This is a genomic window from Pseudomonas sp. 44 R 15 (assembly GCF_900004965.1).
Taxonomy (GTDB): Bacteria; Pseudomonadota; Gammaproteobacteria; order Pseudomonadales; family Pseudomonadaceae; genus Aquipseudomonas; species Aquipseudomonas orientalis_A.
Genome location: NZ_CVTU01000096.1, coordinates 308 through 581, shown reverse-complemented (window position 1 = coordinate 581; position 274 = coordinate 308).

The following is a 274-nucleotide window of genomic DNA, read 5'->3' as shown; positions in this document are numbered from 1 at the left end:
AGAGCCCTTTGGTTACTTTGGGGCTTTTCCAAAGTGACCCGCCGTCAGGGCGGAACCCTAAGTAGCCGTTACCGCAGAAACGGATATGTACTCGGTCCAATCCAACATCCCGGCCAGCCCCGAGGCCGCCATCGGGGGCAAGCCCCCTCCCACATTTGGATCGCGGACCGGCAAATGATGCCGGTCGGCTCCAAGGCCGCCGCGCTTTTGCTTTTGATCTCAGGCGACCCGTTAAACCACGCTGGCCGAACGCAGGCTTGAATCCGTGGGTAAC